Origin of the sequence: Pseudomonas syringae, from assembly GCF_023278085.1 — a bacterium.
Classification (GTDB): Bacteria; Pseudomonadota; Gammaproteobacteria; order Pseudomonadales; family Pseudomonadaceae; genus Aquipseudomonas; species Aquipseudomonas syringae_Q.
In genome coordinates this window covers 1,248,844-1,264,713 of the sequence record NZ_CP066265.1, presented here as the reverse complement: position 1 = coordinate 1,264,713, position 15,870 = coordinate 1,248,844, and the positions used below count along the sequence as shown (strand labels likewise).

12 protein-coding genes are annotated in these 15,870 nt (G+C 59.4%); 8 read left to right on the top strand and 4 right to left on the bottom strand.

The genetic code is table 11. The features are described 5' to 3' along the window. The first annotated feature begins 68 nt into the window (after positions 1–68). Both I9H07_RS05675 and I9H07_RS05670 read left to right on the top strand, forming a co-directional pair. Positions 69–977, top strand: a complete 909-nt coding sequence (locus I9H07_RS05675; protein ID WP_024675220.1) for an AraC family transcriptional regulator — start codon at positions 69–71, stop codon at positions 975–977. Positions 978–1,351: 374 nt separating this feature from the next. Further along, positions 1,352–1,801: a DUF3757 domain-containing protein gene (locus I9H07_RS05670; RefSeq protein WP_024675219.1), complete on the top strand. Its 450-nt coding sequence runs from the start codon at positions 1,352–1,354 to the stop codon at positions 1,799–1,801. A 56-nt stretch (positions 1,802–1,857) separates the two neighbouring features. Here the strand turns inward: I9H07_RS05670 and I9H07_RS05665 are convergent, their stop codons facing one another. Beyond that, positions 1,858–2,433 carry a DUF1349 domain-containing protein gene (locus I9H07_RS05665; protein ID WP_236424906.1) on the bottom strand — a complete coding sequence of 192 codons (576 nt, stop codon included), beginning with the start codon at positions 2,431–2,433 and terminating at the stop codon, positions 1,858–1,860. 161 nt (positions 2,434–2,594) lie between these two features. Between I9H07_RS05665 and I9H07_RS05660 the strand changes: the two genes are divergently transcribed. Continuing rightward, positions 2,595–3,329, top strand: a complete 735-nt coding sequence (locus I9H07_RS05660; RefSeq protein WP_024675217.1) for an SDR family NAD(P)-dependent oxidoreductase — start codon at positions 2,595–2,597, stop codon at positions 3,327–3,329. A gap of 1 nt (position 3,330) precedes the next feature. Here the strand turns inward: I9H07_RS05660 and I9H07_RS05655 are convergent, their stop codons facing one another. Then, positions 3,331–4,209 (bottom strand): carboxylate/amino acid/amine transporter, encoded by an 879-nt coding sequence (locus I9H07_RS05655; protein WP_236424893.1) that lies wholly within the window; start codon positions 4,207–4,209, stop codon positions 3,331–3,333. 266 nt (positions 4,210–4,475) lie between these two features. Here I9H07_RS05655 and I9H07_RS05640 point away from each other — a divergent pair, with 266 nt between their 5' ends. Further along, positions 4,476–9,308: a M10 family metallopeptidase C-terminal domain-containing protein gene (locus tag I9H07_RS05640; protein ID WP_236424895.1), complete on the top strand. Its 4,833-nt coding sequence runs from the start codon at positions 4,476–4,478 to the stop codon at positions 9,306–9,308. 405 nt (positions 9,309–9,713) lie between these two features. On the opposite strand, the gene I9H07_RS05635 is transcribed toward I9H07_RS05640, so the two are convergent. Further along, positions 9,714–10,028, bottom strand: coding sequence for a hypothetical protein (locus I9H07_RS05635; RefSeq protein ID WP_024675949.1), 315 nt, complete (start codon positions 10,026–10,028; stop codon positions 9,714–9,716). Positions 10,029–10,095: 67 nt separating this feature from the next. Here I9H07_RS05635 and I9H07_RS05630 point away from each other — a divergent pair, with 67 nt between their 5' ends. From I9H07_RS05630 to I9H07_RS05615, 4 genes are all read left to right on the top strand, one after another. Next, complete coding sequence (locus tag I9H07_RS05630) at positions 10,096–11,019, top strand: LysR family transcriptional regulator (protein WP_058392274.1); 924 nt, start codon at positions 10,096–10,098, stop codon at positions 11,017–11,019. 13 nt (positions 11,020–11,032) lie between these two features. Further along, complete coding sequence (locus tag I9H07_RS05625; protein ID WP_024675951.1) at positions 11,033–11,821, top strand: alpha/beta fold hydrolase; 789 nt, start codon at positions 11,033–11,035, stop codon at positions 11,819–11,821. Positions 11,822–11,957: 136 nt separating this feature from the next. Continuing rightward, positions 11,958–12,521 (top strand): peptidylprolyl isomerase, encoded by a 564-nt coding sequence (locus I9H07_RS05620; RefSeq protein WP_024675952.1) that lies wholly within the window; start codon positions 11,958–11,960, stop codon positions 12,519–12,521. Between the two features lie 101 nt (positions 12,522–12,622). Beyond that, positions 12,623–14,455, top strand: a complete 1,833-nt coding sequence (locus tag I9H07_RS05615) for an ABC transporter ATP-binding protein (protein WP_024675953.1) — start codon at positions 12,623–12,625, stop codon at positions 14,453–14,455. A 255-nt stretch (positions 14,456–14,710) separates the two neighbouring features. On the opposite strand, the gene I9H07_RS05610 is transcribed toward I9H07_RS05615, so the two are convergent. After that, positions 14,711–15,838: a GNAT family N-acetyltransferase gene (locus I9H07_RS05610; protein WP_236424897.1), complete on the bottom strand. Its 1,128-nt coding sequence runs from the start codon at positions 15,836–15,838 to the stop codon at positions 14,711–14,713. Positions 15,839–15,870: the final 32 nt, after the last annotated feature.

Here is a 15,870-nt window from a genome sequence, read left to right as displayed (position 1 = left end):
TGCTCGAAACCTGCCCGTTTCTGCTTTTCGCTTGCGCGGCATGACACTCGCCCCTCAGCATGCGACGCATGGACAGACAACTGAATGAACTGAGGTCGCTCGCGGCCGGGGCTGAAAATCGCCGGACCGAAACGGGCATTCCGCGTGTAGCCATGGTTCAGGGCAAGATCCCTGAGCACCTGCTGGCTGCGGTGTATGACCCGATGATCAATGTGATCCTGCAAGGCAGCAAAAGCATGACGGTGGGTAACCGGACCCTTAGGTATGACCCGGCGACCTATTTCGTCATGTCCATCGAACTGCCAGCGGTGGGCTCGGTGCATGCCGCCGCATCGGGAGCGCCTTATCTGGCTGTCAGCCTGACGCTGGACCCGACAGTCTTGTCCACGCTGTTCGCCGACCTGCCCAAACCGGTCAGCCGCGCCGAGAACAACGCAGGCTTTTCAGTGGCGTCGGTCACTGGCGATCTGATGGATGCCTGGGTGCGCATGCTGCGCCTGATGGGCGACCCGGACGCCATTGCAGCGCTGGCCCCGGTCTACGAACGGGAAATCATCTTCCGGGTACTGCAGGGCCCACATGGCTGGATGCTACGAGAGATCGCTGCGCCGGACACAGCTATGGCGCGAGTCAACATGGCGATTCAATGGATCCGCCGAGACTTTGCCGAGCCCATCAGGATCGAGAGCCTGGCGCAACGGGCATCAATGAGCGTCTCGGCCTTTCACCGCCACTTCAAGGCGGTCACCAACCTGAGCCCTTTGCAGTACCAAAAGCGGGTTCGCCTGCTGCAGGCCAGAACCCTGATGGTGGCAAACGCCAGAAGCGTGATGGCTGCCGCCTTCGAGGTCGGCTACGAAAGCGCAACGCAATTCAGCCGGGATTATGCGCGAGTGTTTGGCCTTCCTCCGGCACGGGACGCGGGAAGAATTCTTGGAGAGAACAGGTCTTTATCGATGAAAAGTCTACCTGAATAACTTTTTCGTGCAGTCTGACTGGAGAGGCCAGGGACGGTCATCAGCACGAATTAATCCTTATTACATCACTGCAGTGCGGACATAAATACACACAATAAGCGACTTCCGTTAGTGCGAGCCCGCGGCATTTAAATTTTTCATAATCTTGCAAGCTCTCCATTCCCCCACACTAGACAGAACGATCAATTCCTTTTATTTCAAATCCCCCACACATCCCAAAATCGTTATATATTTTCAGCGCCTCAAAAACCAATAACTCTTTAGAAACAACTGCCATCACCACAACAAAAATTCGCCTATAGAACAATAGACTCTCAACAAAAAATCATACCTGTACACCTATCAAACATCTCATCTATACATAAAGGAATATTATGAAACGATTAATCATGGGCGTCGCAATAACCACTTCCCTGCTGGGAGCTTCCATGGCGTCCCAGGCAGCGTCCCAAACAGTGGAAAACTGCCCTGCTGTCTCGAAGATCGAGCAGGTCTCACCCGGTGTGTACCGGGCGAGCGGCAATGACGGTGAGTGGACGGGCGTGCTGCAAGGCATTGTGACAAAGAAAATGCCAGTACAGTCCTTTGACCTGGCCATCGCTATTCAAGAGGGCGCAGACGCACCTCAAATGTTGCAACACTGTACTTACAACATCGGTAGTCGTGACGCGCTCGACATGCGTTTCATCGCCAAAAACGGCAAAGATTTCACCGTAAAAACCGCAGGCAGCGCCTGGAAAAAAGAAGATGGGCCTTTTGGGCTGATCTATAACGTGTGTGAGAAAACATCACCCGAAAGCTGCACGTTCACCGTCGTTCAGTAAAGCAGAATAGCTGTGTCGCTTTTCAACTGGCCGGCAAGGGCCAGTTGAAGAGTGCTTCAGGTCAGGTCGTGCAGAGCCTTGCCCAGCGCAGGCATCACTTCGAAATGTGAAAACACCACCTCCAGCCCTCCCCGTTCCGGGCTGCAACACATCGGCCCGACCGCATAACCTTGGCTCACAGGAAATGGCGCCAGCCGCAGCAATGGCCAACGCAGACCATCGCTTGAATGCTGAATACGCATTACGCCTTTGGCAACGGTGACTCGCAGCCAGATTCCTGATGCGGATTCATCAAAGGCCCCCGTGGCCCAATCCGATTGTCCGCAGGTTAAAACGCTGCCCAGCATCAGTGCCCCGTCGCTGACTTCAACGCCGGTTTTGACCCAATTGCGCTCGTCGACCCGGACCATCAAACCCGCCTGATCATAAAGCGTCTTGAAATCGCCCTGCACATGCACTTGCGCGGTGAAGTCACCGTTCACCGAAACACCCAGAAAATGCCCGCTGTCGCGACAAAATCCATAATGGGTTTGCTGCCAGAAATCGGTTTCGGGGTCTGTGGTGACGGTCAGACGCCCTTCCGTCACGCTCCAGTGCCGGGGTTCGTTCAGCCAGATGCCGTTGTTGAACATGCTGCCTCCTGTAAGGGGATTGTGCTGAGGGTAGGTTATTGGCTGGCAAACACAATATCCTCGGTCGGTCGATAAACCACACAACACAATCACTGCGCCGTCATTGACACCCAACCCGGCAAAAAACATCATGCCTGCAACCTCAAAACCGGAACGCACTCATGGGCGACAAGAAAAAGCTGTTGCTGACTGGCGCAAGCCGGGGGATCGGTCATGCCACGGTCAAGCATTTCAATGCCGCTGGCTGGGAAGTGTTCACTGCGTCCAGGCAGAACTGGGTGGATGACTGTCCGTGGGCGGAAGGCCTGCTCAACCATATCCATCTGGATCTGGAAGACATCGACAGCGTCAGCGCAAGCATGGCGGCCATCAAGGACAAGCTCGGCGGGCGTCTGGATGCGTTGGTGAACAACGCGGGCGTTTCGCCGAAGACGCCGGAAGGTGGTCGCATGGGCGTGCTGGAGTCGGATTACAGCACCTGGATCAAGGTGTTCAACGTCAACCTGTTCTCCACCGCGCTGCTGGCACGCGGCCTGTTTGACGAGCTGAAATCGGCCAAGGGCAGCATCATCAATGTCACCTCGATTGCCGGCTCCAAGGTGCATCCGTTTGCGGGGGTCGCCTACGCCACGTCCAAGGCGGCGCTGTCAGCGCTGACGCGGGAGATGGCCTTCGATTTCGGCCCACACGGGATAAGGGTCAATGCCATTGCGCCGGGCGAGATCGATACGTCGATCCTGTCACCCGGCACTGCGGAGATTGTCGAGCGCCTGGTGCCGATGCACAGGCTAGGCAAGCCCGAGGAAGTCGCATCGCTGATCTACTTTCTGTGTACCGCTGGCGCGTCCTACGTGAATGGCGCAGAAATTCACGTCAACGGCGGGCAACACGTCTGATTCAACGGGAGCCGGAAATGCCTCCCGGCCTGCTCCGAATACCCAGACGACTGATCCACACCGACGCCACGATCACCCCGCCGCCAATCAGCAGGCGGGTGAGGTCTTCGTGCTGGTTCCAGATCAGCAGATTGATCAGCAGGCCGAGCGGCACATGCAGGTTGTTCATCACGGCAAGCGTTCCGCCGTTGACCATGCACGCGCCTTTGTTCCACCAATACATGCCCAGCGCCGTCGAACACAGGCCGAGGAACAGCAGCACGATCCATTGGGTCGGCGCTTCGGGCAGGTGCTGCGGATTGCCGAACATCAGGAATGCAGGCAGGACCACCGCCAGCGCGCCCAGATAGAAGTAGCCGAAACGTCGATAGTGCGGCAGATCGCTGGGGTGCCGCGCGACCAGATGTTTGTACAGCACCTGCCCGGCGGCGTAGGTGAAGTTGGCCAGTTGCAGCAGCAGGAAACCACCGAGAAAATCGCCGTCCAGGCCGTCGTAGCGAATCACCCCCGCCCCCAGTACCGCGACCAGAGCTGCCAGCAGCGCCCATGGATTGAAGCGCCGGTTCAGCGCATCTTCGATCAGCGTTACGTGCAAGGGCGTGAGGATAGTGAACAGCAGCACTTCCGGCACCGTCAGCACCCTGAAGCTCAGGTACAGGCAGACGTAGGTAACGCCGAATTGCAGTGCGCCGATCAGCAGCATGCCGCGCATGAATCGCGGTTCAACCTGACGCCAGCGCGTCAGAGGAATGAACACCAGCCCGGCCAGCACCACGCGCACCAGTACCGCAAAGTAGCTGTCGACGTGCCCGGCCAGATAGACACCGATCAGGCTGAACGAAAACGCCTGAATCAGTGTGACAAACAGTAGATAACCCATTCCCGCCCCCATTTTTGAAGGGCGCGACCCTATCGGTTGTGTCACTCAATGTCCACTCGAAGGCCGCCGCTTTTTGACGCCAACCCGTCGCCGCACCGCGCACCACCCGCCACAATTATGACGTCCGCATTATTGACGTACATGTCGTCGGTTTCGACGAAAATATAGCCCATATCGGCAACTTTTCCTCAACAAAAGGTCTTATCATCCGGACGCTGCAATATTGACTCAATTCATCCACATTCCTCGTCGCCTGGAGCAACACCATGATATTTAACACAAAAGACTTCGGCGCACTGGGCGACGGCGTCACTGACGATACGGCAGCCATTCAGGCTGCGATCGACGCAGCAGCTGCGGCAGGCGGCGGGGAAGTGGTCATGGGGGCCGGAACATACGTGGTGTCCGGTGGCGAGGAGCCTTCTGACGGCTGCCTGATGCTCAAGAGCAATGTCACCCTGTCGGGCGCGGGCATGGGCGAGACGATCATCAAGCTCGCAGACGGCTCGGACACCAAGGTCACCGGCATCGTGCGCTCGGCCTATGGCGAGGAGACTCATGACTTCGGCATGAAGAATCTGACGCTGGACGGTAACCGGGACGCCACCACCGGCAAGGTGGACGGCTGGTTCAACGGCTACATTCCGGGCTCTGACGGCAAGGACTCGAACGTCACCCTCGACAGCGTCGAGATCAAGGATTGCTCGGGGTACGGGTTCGACCCGCACGAGCAGACCGTCAACATGGTGATCAAGAACAGCGTGTCGCACGGCAATGGCCTGGACGGCTTCGTGGCCGACTACCTGAGCGACAGCGTGTTTGAAAACAACGTTGCGTATGACAATGATCGCCACGGCTTCAACGTGGTCACCAGCACCCACGACTTCACCCTCAGCAACAACGTCGCCTACGGCAACGGCAGCACCGGGATTGTGGTGCAGCGCGGCAGCGAGAACATCCCCTCGCCCGCCAACATCACCATCACCGGAGGCGCGGTCTACGGCAACGGAGCCGAAGGCGTGCTGATCAAGCTGTCCAGTCAGGTTTCGCTTAGCGGCGTGGACATTCATGACAATGGCAGCGCTGGCGTGCGCATTTACGGCAGCACCGGGGTGGATGTCTTCGATAACACGCTGAGCAACAACTCCCTCGGCGCGCCGGTGCCGGAGATCATCATTCAGTCCTACGATGACACCTTGGGCGTTTCCGGCAAGTTCTTCAACGGCAGCGACAACCTGATTCGCGGCAACGTGATCACCGGCGGCGACAACTCCACCTATGGCGTTGCCGAGCGTAACGAAGACGGCACCGACCGCAACAGTATTGTGGGCAACACCATCAGCCACACCAGCAAAGGCCTGACCCTGGTGTACGGCGACGGCAGCTTTGCGGGCGATGCGTTTCCGCTGGTGACCGTGCAAGGCACCGAGGCTAACGACACCCTCACCGGCAGCGCAGCCAACGAGCTGATCTTCGGCCTGGCGGGCAAGGACACCCTCAATGGCGGGGCGGGCGACGACATTCTGGTCGGCGGTGCAGGTGCCGACAAACTCAGCGGCGGCGCAGGTGCGGATACCTTCCGTTTCGATCAGTTGACCGACAGCTATCGCACGGCCACCACCAGCGCTACCGATCTGCTGTCTGACTTCGACATCAGCCAGGACCGCATCGACCTTTCAAACCTCGGCTTCACCGGGCTGGGCAGCGGCAAGGCCGGCACGCTGAATATCAGCTACAACGCCAGCCTCGACCGCACCTACGTCAAGTCGCTTGATGCGGATGCCAGCGGCAACCGGTTCGAGCTGGGGCTGAGCGGCAACCTGAAAGACACGCTGAATGCCAGCCACTTCGTGTTCCAGCGCGTCACGGAAGGCACCGCAGGCGGCGATACCCTGACCGGCACCGAAGGCAACGACATCATCAACGGCAATGCAGGCGTGGACCGCATCAACGGCGGCGCGGGTGCCGACACCCTCACGGGCGGCGCCGATGCAGACGTGCTGACCGGTGGCGCCGGGGCTGACGTATTTGTCTACAACTCGCGACTGGACAGCTACCGTAACTACACGGCCAGCGGCACCAAGCAGAGCGACACCATTACGGATTTCAACGCCGCCGAGGACCGCATCGACCTTTCCAGCATCGGCCTGCGCGGGCTGGGCGATGGCAGCGCCAACACCATTTACCTGTCGGTGAATGCCGACGGCAGCAAGACCTACGTCAAGACCAACGCCGTCGACAGCACCGGTAATCGCTTCGAGATAGCACTGGAAGGCAACCTGCTCGACAAGCTGAGCGCGTCCAGTTTCATCTTCTCTACGGCGTCGGCCACCAACCAGGCGCCGGTACTCAATACGCCGTTGATGGATCAGAACATCACCGAACAGAAAGCGTTCTCCTATGCGGTGCAGCCTGGCAGTTTCAGCGACCCGGACAGCTCGTCGCTGACCTACAGCGCGACCCTGGCCGATAACAGCGCCCTGCCCGACTGGCTGAAATTCGACAGCAAGACCCTGACCTTCAGCGGCACACCAGGCGGCACGGCATCCGGGCTTTACTCGGTGCTGCTGACAGCCAGCGACGCTACGGGTGCATCGGTGGCTGACAGCTTCGCCATCAACGTGGGCAATGTCGCGCCAGGCACGCTGTCGGGCACGCAAAACGCCGAAGCACTGTATGGCACCGAGGGTGATGACACCCTTCTGGGCCTGGGTGGCGACGACACGCTGCGGGGCGACACCGGTGCCGATATCCTCAACGGCGGTGCAGGTCGCGACGTCTTGTACGGCGGGGCCGATGCCGACACGTTCTCCTACAGCGCGCTCACCGACAGCTATCGCAATTATGAAGCTGGCGGCCTGACAGCCACCGACACGATCTGCGACTTCACCCCCGGCCAGGACAAAATCGACGTCTCTGCGCTGGGTTTTCTGGGGCTGGGCAACGGCGAAAACCATACGCTGTACATGACCCTCAACGAGGCTGGCGACAAGACCTACATCAAGTCCGCCACCGCCGATGCCGATGGCAATCGTTTCGAAATCGCCTTGAGCGGCAATCTGCTCGACACGTTGACCGAAGCGGACTTCGTGTTTGGTCAGCGTGAGGCTCAGGAGATTCTCTACCTGCCGACGCTGGGTCAATCCAATGCGCGACTGCTGCGCATGACCGAAGACGACAACCAGTCCGGCACCTCGGAGATGGTCAAGGACCTGACCCGTTACACCGACTACGACGTGCGCAGCCAGTTCAACGATGCCAATGGCGACCCCATTGACCTCGCCGTAGGCGGCAGCACCGTGGTGGGTTACTCGACCGGCACTCAGGAAGAGCAGCGTGTTTCCTGGTGGCTCACCGACACCGATCAGCCGGGGCCGGCACTGCTGCGCGCCACCGAACTGCTCAAGGCACAACTGGCGACGCTCAATGGTGTCGACAACGTCACCACCGGCATTGTCTGGAGCCAGGGCGAAGAAGGCGCTCAGGAAATAGCCCGCGCCACCGACAAACAAGCGGCCGCCGACCTGTACAAGGCCTCGACCCTCAAGGTATTCGATTACCTGCACGCGCAGATCGGCGACTTCACGGTGTATATGGTTGAAACCGGCCATTACCAGGCTGACGCAGCCAAGGCCCGCGGTTACACCGATGAAAAAATCAGCGCCATCGTCGAAGGCGTGGGTTATGTGCGTAATGCTCAGGAAGCGATCGCCAATGAGCGCGCCGACGTCAAACTGGCGGTGGATTACACCGACCTGCCGTTGCGCTACGAGGTCAACCCGCTGGTTTACCCCGATGACGTCTGGCACCTGCATGAAGAGTCCGCCGAGATAGTCGGTCAGCGACTGGCCGATTTCATTGCCAATGACCTGGGCTACAGCAGCAATCCCGCCGACAACAACAATCCGGCGGATATTGTCAGCGGCGGCCAGAACGAAGGGGGTCACATTTTCGGCACCAGTGACGATGACACGCTGGTTGGCGGAACCGGTAACGACATTCTGGATGGTGATCAGGGCGCGGATGACATGACAGGCGGCGACGGCAACGACATTTATGTGGTCGACAACGCGCTGGACACCGTCACCGAGAGCAACGACTCACCGTCGCAGATCGATGCCGTGGTGTCTTCCGTCAGCTGGACGCTGGGGGCGAACGTGGAAAACCTGTTGCTGACGGGCGTGTCTGCCATCAACGGCACCGGCAACGCGCTGAAAAACGTCATCACCGGCAACGCGGCCGACAATATCCTCAACGGCGGCGCGGGCGCTGACTTGCTCACGGGCGGTGATGGCTCGGACAGCTACGTGGTCGATGATGTGGCAGACCGGGTGGTCGAAACCGCGACGGACGCCGCAACCGGCGGCATCGATACGGTGTACAGCTCGCTGGCGAGTTACACCTTGGGCGCCAATCTGGAAAAACTGGTAATCACCAGCAGCGGCGCCGCTAACGCAATCGGCAATGCGCTGGACAACGTGCTGTATGCAGGGGCTGGCGACAATGTCCTCGACGGCCGTGATGGCAATGACACGGTGTCTTACCAGGTCGCCACATCCGGTGTCACGGTTGCGCTGAACACCAGCGCTCAACAGGCCACCGGCGGCTCCGGGCTGGACACGATCAAGGGCACGGAAAACCTGATCGGCAGTCAGTTCGCCGACACGCTGACCGGCAACAAGAACGCCAACATCCTGGTGGGTGGCGATGGTAATGACAGCTTGTCTGGCGGCGCAGGTGACGATGTGCTGATTGGCGGTTCCGGCGCCGATACGCTGATTGGCGGCACAGGCGCCGACCATTACGTATTCAGCAGCGCCAGCGACGTGGGCCTCGGCGCCTTGCGCGACATCATCAACGGTTTCAAGGTAACTGAAGGCGACAAACTGGACTTTTCCGGCTTCGACGCCCGCCCGTCTACCGATGACGCGGACGCCTTCGTGTTCATCGGCAATGCGGCTTTCAGCACCGGCAATACAGGTGAGCTGCGCTTCGCCGATGGTGTGCTGTACGGCAATATCGACGACAACGTGGGGGCGGATTTCGAAATCCAGCTGACCGGCGTACAGACCCTGCAGGCCGCCGACATCATCGTCTGATGGTGTCCATGCTCCGGGCTCATCGATATGCAAACGTCTCGATGAGCCCGGAAACGTGGCTGGCACCCCGATAATTCTCGTTACCACGCTCCGCGTGGTAATGCATTTCGTGACGCTCCGCGTCACATTGCAGCCATGGAGCATCACTCAACCCGACCCGACCTGAGATACAGGCAGCACTAAAGCCTGAGACTCCTTTGCGCTTGATACCGCGCCGGGCTGCATATTTGTGACGCGGAGCGTCACGAAAGGCATGCCAACGCGGAGCATTGGCACGATAGTCAGTTGTACTTATGAACTCCACCCGCCAAAAACTCGCTTAAAAATCACCGTATCGATCAAAAGCCGTCAATCCTCGCCACAACCCATCTAGAAATTTGTTTTATCCATCAGAGCGCTCTACTCTCAGGCGGGCTGACAGGTGAGCTTGATGCGCAACTTGATGATGCTGCGCTTGAAGCTGGATGAAACGTCAACGCTCTTGCCTGCACCGACCTGCACACGCCGGGTACGGGGTGCTTCCGGGCCATTGATGAACACCACCGCACATTTGGCGTCTACGTCACCATAGTTATTGACCGTGATGGCCCCTGTGTCGTGATAGACGTCATGCGTGACGTAGTCGATCTTCACCGCCTGATACTGCTTTTCCACTTCAATGGGGTAGGCAAAGGCGGCAACCGGGAACATGGCCAGCAGCACACAGCACAGTCGATTCATTCGGCAGTCTCCGGGACCAAATTGTCAGAATAGAACAACACCCAGCGAATTAAAGAGGAATAACCGCATGAAAGCGCCCCGCGTGACTCTCGACCAGTGGCGCACCTTGCAGGCCGTAGTCGATCATGGCGGTTTTGCCCAGGCCGCCGAGGCCTTGCACCGTTCGCAATCATCCGTGAGTTACACCGTGGCTCGCATGCAGGAACAGCTCGGCGTGCCGTTGCTGCGCATTGATGGACGCAAAGCGGTCCTGACCGAGGCCGGCGGCGTGTTGCTGCGACGCTCGCGGCAGTTGGTCAAGCAGGCCAGCCAGCTGGAAGACCTGGCGCATCACATGGAACAGGGCTGGGAGGCCGAAGTCCGACTGGTCATCGACGCCGCCTATCCCTCGGCCCGCCTGGTCAGGGCGCTGACCGCGTTCATGCCGCAAAGCCGTGGCTGCCGGGTTCGCCTGCGTGAAGAGGTGCTGTCCGGGGTCGAAGAAGTGTTGCTCGAAGGCGTCGCGGACCTCGCCATCAGCGGTTACAGCATCCCGGGCCATCTGGGTACAGAAATGAGCTCTGTCGAGTTCGTCGCCGTTGCCCATCCGGACCACGCACTGCATCAGGCCAATCGCGAATTGACCTTTCAAGACCTGGAAAGCCAGTTGCAGGTGGTGATTCGCGACTCCGGCAGGCAGCAGCCCAGGGATGTCGGCTGGCTGGGCGCCGAACAACGCTGGACGGTCGGCAGCCTCGGCACCGCAACGACCTTTGTCAGCAACGGACTGGGATTTGCGTGGCTGCCTCGGCACATGATCGAGCGTGAACTGCGCGAAGGGCTGCTCAAGCCCCTGCCCCTCGACAAAGGCGGCAACCGCAACCCGACGTTCTATCTTTACTCCAGCAAGGACCGGCCGCTGGGCCCGGCGACACAGATTCTGATCGACCTGATCCGCACCTTCGACACCGCGCCATTGACCACAGCGCTGACGGCACCTCAACACGCCTGACAGGAGTAGGCAGATGGCTTTTTTCGAGCATGACGAGTGCACGCTGCATTACGAGGAATATGGTCAGGGCGCACCGGTCCTGCTGCTGCATGGCCTGGGGTCCAGCTGTCAGGACTGGGAATACCAGATCCCGGCGCTGGCCGCGCACTACCGCGTCATTGTCATGGACATGCGCGGTCATGGACGTTCGGACAAGCCTCACGAGCGGTACAGTATTCAGGGTATGAGCAACGACGTGGAGGCGCTGATCGAACATCTTCGACTCGGCCCGGTGCATGTGGTCGGCCTGTCGATGGGTGGCATGGTCGGCTTTCAATTGGCAGTCGATCAGCCGGAGTTGCTCAAGAGCCTGTGCATTGTCAACAGCGCCCCGCAGGTCAAGGTCAGAAGTCTCGGTGACCTCTGGCAGTGGGCCAGACGCTGGACCCTGTCACGCGTCGTCGGTATGGCAACCCTGGGGCAGGCACTCGGCAAACGACTGTTTCCCAAGCCGGAGCAGGCCGAACTGCGGCGCAAGATGGCCGAGCGCTGGAGCAAAAATGACAAGCGGGCCTACCTCGCCAGCTTTGATGCCATTGTCGGCTGGGGCGTGGAACACCGCCTGGCGCGCATCACCTGCCCGACCCTGATCATCGCCGCCGAACACGACTACACACCGGTATCGCTCAAAGAGGATTACGTGAAACGCCTGCCCAACGCCCGGCTGGTGGTCATCAGCGACTCCCGGCATGCCACGCCGCTGGACCAGCCCGAGCCATTCAACCGCACGCTGCTGGAATTCATCGAAAGTAGCGGGGTCTGAAACCGTGTGCGGATGGGTCGCGTAACGCAGTGCCGACCTTCGAACGCTGTGCAAGGCAAAAGCTGGGCAAAAAAAGCCAAACGTGTTTTCCTTGCCGGCCACAGTCGATATTTCTTACCGAAGGACGTTTTGCCACATGCTGAAAAAAATCGCTCTCACCGCCTGTACCGTACTGTTTGCTGCCAACCTGATGGCTGCTCCAGACAAGGCCACGCATGTGGTACTCGACACCAGCTTCGGGCAGATTGAAATCGAGCTGGCAGACACCAAGGCACCTCTCAGCACCGCAAATTTTCTGGGTTACGTGGACAGCGGTTTCTACAGCAACACCATTTTTCACCGTGTGATCCCGGGATTCATGGTTCAGGGTGGCGGTTTTACCCAGCAACTGGTTCAAAAGCCCACCAAGGACCCGATCAAGAACGAAGCCCAGAACGGTCTGCATAATGTGCGTGGCACCATCGCCATGGCCCGCACCTCGGACGTGAACTCGGCCACCAGCCAGTTCTTCATCAATACCAACGACAATGCAATGCTCGACAACGGCACCCGTGACTTCGGTTATGCGGTGTTTGGCAAAGTCGTCAAAGGTATGGACGTCGTCGACAACATCGTCAACGCCCGCACCGGCAACCAGAAAGGCATGCAGAACGTGCCCGTCGACCCGATCCTGATCAAGTCCGCAAAACGCGTCGACTGATCTGGAGCCTGTGCCGCACGACGCCTTTCCGGCTCGTGCGGGGCGGACGGGACAGCCTCTACTTATCAAGGAGAGCCCACATTGCGTGGGTCTGATAGCCAATGCTTTATCGTCGTTTTGAAAAGCTGATCGACATCTTCAAAGACGCTCCTACCGCTGCCCCGCCCAACACCGTCTTCGCGTTCTACCTGTATTACCTGCGTCAGGTATGGCCGACCTTTACCGCACTGCTGGTGGTCGGGCTGATCGGTGCCCTGATCGAGGTGTCGCTGTTCAGCTACCTGAGCCGCATCATCGACCTGGCACAAACCACGGCGCCCAAGGACTTCTTCAGCATTCATGGCTCGGAGCTGATCTGGATGGTGGTCGTGGCCCTGCTGCTGCGGCCGATATTCGTCGGCCTGCATGACCTGTTGGTGCATCAGACCATCAGCCCGGGCATGACCAACCTGATTCGCTGGCAAAACCACAGCCATGTGCTCAAGCAGAGCGTCAACTTCTTCCAGAACGACTTCGCCGGGCGCATCGCCCAGCGCATCATGCAGACCGGTAACTCGTTACGTGACTCGGCGGTGCAGTCAGTGGACGCCCTCTGGCATGTGCTGATCTACGCCATCAGCGCCATGGTGCTGTTCGCTGAAGCAGACTGGCGCCTGATGATCCCGCTGGGCACCTGGATCGTGGCTTTCATACTCTCGCTGATGTACTTCGTACCCCGAGTCAAACAGCGTTCGGTGGACTCCTCCGATGCGCGCTCAAAGCTCATGGGCCGGATCGTCGACGGCTACACCAACATCACTACCCTGAAACTGTTCGCCCACACCAACCATGAACAGCAATACGCGCGTGAAGCGATGCGCGACCACACCGAGAAAAGCCAGTTGGCCGGACGGGTCGTGACGTCGATGGACACCACCATCACCACCATGAACGGCGTGCTGATTGTCACCACCACCGGTCTGGCATTGTGGCTGTGGACCCAGTCGATGATCTCGGTCGGGGCCATTGCGCTGGCCACCGGGCTGGTGATCCGCATCGTCAATATGTCTGGCTGGATCATGTGGGTGGTCAACGGCATCTTCGAGAACATCGGCACCGTACAGGATGGTCTCGAAAGCATTTCGCAACCGGTCACGGTCAACGACACACCCGGCGCCCTGCCGCTGAAGATCGACAAGGGCGGCGTGAAGTTCGATGGCGTCGACTTCCATTACGGCAATGGCAACGGGATCATCCACAACCTCAACCTGGACATAAAACCGGGCGAGAAAATCGGTCTGATCGGGCCTTCCGGTGCGGGCAAGTCGACGCTGGTGAATTTGCTGTTGCGCATGTACGACGTGCAGGGCGGCAGGATTCTGATCGACGGCCAGGACATCGCCGAAATCACCCAGGAAAGCCTGCGTGCGCAAATCGGCATGATCACTCAGGACACGTCACTGTTGCACCGCTCGATTCGCGAAAACCTGCTGTATGGCAACCCGGACGCAACCGATGAACAGCTCTGGGAGTCGATCCACAAGGCTCGTGCCGATGAGTTCATCCCGCTGCTATCGGACTCCGAAGGCCGCACCGGCTTTGATGCTCACGTCGGTGAGCGCGGCGTCAAACTGTCCGGTGGCCAGCGCCAGCGCATTGCAATTACCCGCGTGCTGCTCAAAGATGCGCCGATCCTGATCATGGACGAAGCCACGTCTGCGCTCGATTCCGAAGTTGAAGCGGCGATTCAGGAGAGTCTGGAGACGTTGATGCAGGGCAAGACGGTCATCGCCATCGCTCACCGCCTGTCGACCATCGCGCGCATGGATCGCCTGGTGGTTCTGGAGAAAGGCCAGATCGCCGAAACCGGTACTCATGCCGAACTGCTGGCGCGTGGCGGGCTTTATGCCCGGTTGTGGCAGCATCAGACGGGTGGGTTCGTAGGGGTAGATTGACTATGGGGAGGCTGCTGGCTTCTTCGCGAGCAAGCGAAGCGTCGCCCGGCTCACTCCCGCAAGATCTTCAGGAGCAGTGATCCACCTGCTACTCCGCCTGCCGGTACCCATGACTATCGTGCCAATGCTCCGCGTTGGCATGCATTTCGTGACGCTCCGCGTCACAAGTCTGCGCCACCCCGCACAATCAATGGGGAGGCTGCTGACCTCTTCGCTAGCAACCTCGCAAGATATTCAGGAGCAGTGATCCACCTACTACTCCGCCTGCCGATACGGCAACGCACTGCGCGCATCTTCTGCATACGCCAGCACGCCTGCTCGCTCCTGCTCCAGAAACTCGCTCACCGCGTCCTTCAAGCCAGGATGCATCAGGTAGTGCCATGAACGGGTGATCTGTGGTTCAAAACCGCGGATCAGCTTATGTTCGCCCTGCGCACCGGCGTCGAAGCGTTGCAGGCCGTGAGCGATGGCGTAGTCCATGCCTTGATAGAAACAGGTCTCGAAATGCAGCCGGTCGAACTCGGCCAGGCAGCCCCAGTAGCGCCCGTAGAAACTGTCATCGCCGATCAGGCTGAAGGCCATCGCCACAGGGCGTGAGCCCTGCAGCGCGATGACCACACGGATAGACTCGGGCATGCGTTCGGCAAGCAGGCTGAAGAACTCACGCGTCAGATAAGGCGCCTGCCCACGCACCTCATAGGTATTGGAATAGCACGCATAGACGAAGTCCCACAGCACTTCGCTCATCTGCGCGCCTTCTAGCCATTCAAACTCGATGCCCTGCCCGGCCACCTGCTCACGTTCCTTGCGCATCTGTTTGCGCTTGCGCGAACTCAATGCGTCCAGAAAGTCCTGGAAATCGCGGTAGCCACGATTGTGCCAATGAAACTGGCAACCGATCCGTTGCAGCCAGCCCTCCTGGGTTTCAAGCAAGGTATCGGCCGCCGGATCGGTGAAGTTCACGTGAGCGCTCGACAGCCCCTCACGTTGCAGGTACGCCGGCAGCTCGCTGAGCAATTCCATGCCGCCTTGAGGCGTCGCAGACAGGATCCGCGAACCGCCGACCGGGCTGAAAGGCACGGCGATCAGCAGCTTGGGGTAATAGGCGATCCCGGCACGACGACAGGCGTCTGCCCAGGCGTGATCGAACACATACTCGCCGTAAGAATGCCACTTCCGGTAAGCCGGCAACGCGGCCACCAACTGATCGTTTTCGTAGTGCAGCACATGCTCGGCACGCCAGCCTGAACGCGACCCCAGGCTGCCGCTGTCCTCCAGCGAGCTGAGAAACGCATGCCGCAGGAATGGCTGATTGCCAGGCACCAGCGCATCCCACTGGGCAGGCGCGACGGTGCCGAGGCTGTCGATTACGTGAACAGGCATGCAGGTTCCCCGATAGGCAGACAGGGTGAAGA